This window comes from Trichloromonas sp., from assembly GCF_034006665.1.
In the GTDB taxonomy this organism is placed as follows: Bacteria; Desulfobacterota; Desulfuromonadia; order Desulfuromonadales; family Trichloromonadaceae; genus Trichloromonas.
The window spans coordinates 1-3,439 of sequence record NZ_JAVESI010000090.1 but is presented as its reverse complement, the minus strand read 5'-3'; the positions used below and the strand labels follow the sequence as shown (position 1 = coordinate 3,439).

Genomic DNA, 3,439 nt, shown 5'->3' with positions numbered 1-3,439 from the left:
CCTCGCAAGGCATTGGAATTGTTGAGGAATATACCATAGATTACGTCCCGGCGCAAGAAAAAAATTGCAAATAATCTAATGATTTAAACTATTTGTCGGATCTTCTCTTTTTGCGGTGGCATCAAATTATCGGCATGGAAGTTTTTCTCCGCTGGCAGCATCCGGAAATGGGCCTCCTTCTGCCCGCAGATTTTCTCTCGATGGCCGAAGAAAGCGGCTTGATTCTGCCCATCGGCGAATGGGTGTTGCGCAACGCCTGCGCCCAGCTCCGCGCCTGGCGGGGAGAAGGCCTTCCCGCGCCCCGCGTGGCCGTCAACCTCTCCGGTCGGGAACTCAAAAATTTCCGGCTCGTTGAGACAATTGAACGGATTCTTGACGAAACGAGGCTATCCCCCCGCGACCTGGAAGTGGAAGTGACGGAAAATACTATCAGCGGAAATCTGAAGATCGCCGCCGAACGTTTCGAGGAATTAAAACGCATCGGCATCTCCATTGCCATCGACGATTTCGGCACGGGGATTTCATCCCTGCGAAATCTTCAGCGCCTGCCCATCGACCGCCTCAAGATTGATCACACCTTCATGAACGACCTGACGAACGAAGAGAATGCCGCCCCGATCATCAAGACGATTATCGGCATAGCCCACAATCTGGGACTGCGCGTCATTGCCGAAGGGGTTGTAACCAACGAACATCGCGACTTCCTGCACCGGCAGGGGTGTCACGAAGTACAAGGCTACTATTTCAGTCGCCCCGTTCCCGCCGAGGAATTCCGCAAGCTGCTCAGTACTCTCTGAAGGCTGATTTGCCGTTGACAGAACCAAGCTATTGCAATATTGTAGCAATCATGAAAAGTCATCAGGCCCATTACGCCTATCTGAAAATTCAGGAACTGACCAAGTCCTGCCGCCTCAACGGGCTTCCCGTGACCCCGCAGCGGCAGGCGGTTCTCGAAGCCCTCGCCCGGCGGAACAACCATCCGAGCGCCGACGAACTCTTCGAGGATGTCAAGCTGCTGATTCCGGGCATTTCCCGCACAACGGTCTACCGAGTGCTTGAAACACTGGTCAAAATCGGCGTGGCACAGAAGATCAGCACCCACGAATCCCGCGCCCGTTTCGATGCCGACACCAGCCGCCACGCCCATCTGATCTGCGTAGGTTGTGGATTGCTCATCGATTTCAACGGTTGTGAAGACCTCGACCTGATGCGGAATCAGCGTGACAATCACGGTTTTCATTTACTGGATTATTCCATCCAGTTCACCGGGCTTTGCCCCGATTGCCTGAGCGGCATGGCGCCGCCCCGGACTTCAGGAACCCTTACATCCACGAGCAATCACAAGGAGGAATGATGAAAAAATGGCGTTGTGTAATCTGTGATTATATCCACGAAGGCCCCGAGCCCCCCGAGACTTGCCCTGATTGCGGCGCCGGGAAGGACAGTTTCGAGGAAGTCGAAGAATAGTTTTTATTGAGAAAAAAGGAGAGTTTCATGTCATTTGTCAGCATGGACGATATCATCAAATTCGCCGTGAAGCAGGAAGAGGCGGCGTATGAGCTGTACAAAAACGCCGCGGCGATCTCGAAAAGCATCTCCGCCAAAAAGATGTTCGAGGAAATGGCCCGCGAGGAAGCAGGGCACAAGGATGTCTTCGGGAAGATGAGCCTGGAGAAGGCCGAACATTACAAATCCATCAAGATTCCCGACCTGAAGATCAGCCAATACTTAGCCGACGTTCCCCTCAAGCCGGACATGACCTATCAGGAAATCCTCATCTACGCCATGAAGGCCGAGGAAAACGCCTATCAGCTCTACACCAACGCGGCGGCTGCGGTCGAGGATCCGCAACTGCAAAAGGTACTCAACGTCTTCGCCGACGTGGAAAAAGGCCATAAGATCAAGATCGAAAAGATCTACGACGAACATGTCCTCACCGAAAACTGACCAATCTTTCGCAGGGAGAAAGCGGCCGGTCAGCGCCCCGCAAATAACGGCCCATTAGCGACGAAGAAGCCTCCCTGCACGCCGGCAAGAGCCATGCGCTTGTTATGGACACAAAAAAACCGGTCTCGAAAGAGGCCGGTTTTTTTGTGGATTCAAAAAGTCAGGGGAGGTTACAGAAGGGCATCGATGGCGGCAAAGTCGATCTCGATTTCGGCCATGGACTTGATCAGATCGATCTTTTCCCGGTCCTCCACGGTAATCTTTGAGGTGTCGCTGGTGACCCGCAGAAAGGCCTCGGAGTTGGTCGTTTCCGTGCGGATATAAGGAACATGGCTATCGTCGAGGATCTTCTGGGTGATCGCCTGCACCGGCGCCAGACCGGGGATGACCAGGCCGGCAATTTTTTTTCGGTACTCGGGGAGTTTGTAGAGGGATGCGAGCATCACCATCAGTTCATCGCGGGAACTGTTGACCATCACCAGACTTGAATCCTTGAGCAGATCGGCGACCCGCTGGGCCGAGGCGGCACCGAGTTGCACATGATGAGCGATGCGCGCCGCCTGCCGCAGATCGCCGCGCAAGGGAGCATCGAGAATTTTGGCGATGCGTGCCAGGGTCGGATTGGCCAGCACCGGCGAGTAATTGAAACCGGCATCGACACGGAAGGGTTGGGAGCCGAAGGCGCGGCGCAGGTAGGCGAGGCTGGACTGACGCTTGCTCGGGATCAACTTGTTGAGCAGCACCAGTTTGACTTCCACCTGTTCTTGGCGAAAGAGGGCCAGATTGAGGCTGACCGAGTCGAAGGTATTGCCGATGCCGCCGCCGGCGATGATCATTACCGGGGCTTGCAGTTCCCGGGCAATCCGAGCGTTACTCATGCCGATCACCGAGCCGACGCCACTGTGCCCCGAGCCTTCGACAACGAGAAAGTCGCAGCGCTTTTCCAACTCCGCCACGGCGTTGCGGATGTCGGCGAGCAGGGTCTCGGAAGAAAGTTCTCCGTCAAGGACGCGACGCGTCGAATCCCCGTGCAGCACCACCGGCGACATGAAATCGATCTCGTCCGTCAGTTCGAAGACCCCGGCCATCAGCGCCGCATCCTTGTCCATGGTCCGGCCCTGAAAGACCGTAGGCTTGGGGCCGAGGGGCTTGATGAATCCGACCTTCTCGTACTTCTGTTTCGCCAGGTGGATGAGAGAAATGCTGGTGGTGGTCTTGCCCGAATTCTGACCGGTCGAAGCAATGAAGATTTTCTTGGCCATAAAAGAGATCCTTTGGGATATCGACAGGGTTAACCCGAAAACACCGGTTCGCTCAGCAAACCGTCCGACCATCGAAAACCCATAGAGTATACCCGATATCTCTCCGATCGGGTAGGAGGCGGGGTTGCCCCCGCCGTCCTCCCACACCACCGTGCGTACGGTTCCGTACACGGCGGTTCACGTGACGTTCTGAAAGCGACGGTGGTGGTCAATTAAGGAGACCAACCCCG

Annotated in this window: 5 protein-coding genes; 4 read left to right on the top strand and 1 reads right to left on the bottom strand. The window is 55.5% G+C overall.

The features are described from left to right. Positions 1–92: 92 nt before the first annotated feature. Genes RBR25_RS17525 through RBR25_RS17510 form a run of 4 tightly spaced genes read left to right on the top strand, consistent with a single transcriptional unit; the run spans position 93 to position 1,947 of the window. Positions 93–797, top strand: coding sequence for a putative bifunctional diguanylate cyclase/phosphodiesterase (locus RBR25_RS17525; protein ID WP_432820835.1), 705 nt, complete (start codon positions 93–95; stop codon positions 795–797). 50 nt (positions 798–847) lie between these two features. Then, entirely contained in the window at positions 848–1,354 is a 507-nt protein-coding gene (locus tag RBR25_RS17520; RefSeq protein WP_432820834.1) for a Fur family transcriptional regulator, read from the top strand. Next, complete coding sequence (locus tag RBR25_RS17515; RefSeq protein WP_432820833.1) at positions 1,351–1,467, top strand: rubredoxin-like domain-containing protein; 117 nt, start codon at positions 1,351–1,353, stop codon at positions 1,465–1,467. The genes RBR25_RS17520 and RBR25_RS17515 overlap by 4 nt, the downstream gene beginning before the upstream one ends. Before the next feature lie 27 nt (positions 1,468–1,494). Further along, entirely contained in the window at positions 1,495–1,947 is a 453-nt protein-coding gene (locus RBR25_RS17510; protein ID WP_432820832.1) for a ferritin-like domain-containing protein, read from the top strand. Between the two features lie 170 nt (positions 1,948–2,117). On the opposite strand, the gene RBR25_RS17505 is transcribed toward RBR25_RS17510, so the two are convergent. After that, positions 2,118–3,209, bottom strand: coding sequence for an AAA family ATPase (locus RBR25_RS17505; protein WP_432820831.1), 1,092 nt, complete (start codon positions 3,207–3,209; stop codon positions 2,118–2,120). Between the last annotated feature and the right edge of the window lie 230 nt (positions 3,210–3,439).

Coding starts and splice junctions, on each gene's coding strand:
- RBR25_RS17505 (WP_432820831.1), bottom strand. CDS start 3,209: ATGGCCAAGAAAATCTTCATTGCTTCGACCGGTCAGAATTCGGGCAAG.
- RBR25_RS17515 (WP_432820833.1), top strand. CDS start 1,351: ATGATGAAAAAATGGCGTTGTGTAATCTGTGATTATATCCACGAAGGC.
- RBR25_RS17510 (WP_432820832.1), top strand. CDS start 1,495: ATGTCATTTGTCAGCATGGACGATATCATCAAATTCGCCGTGAAGCAG.
- RBR25_RS17520 (WP_432820834.1), top strand. CDS start 848: ATGAAAAGTCATCAGGCCCATTACGCCTATCTGAAAATTCAGGAACTG.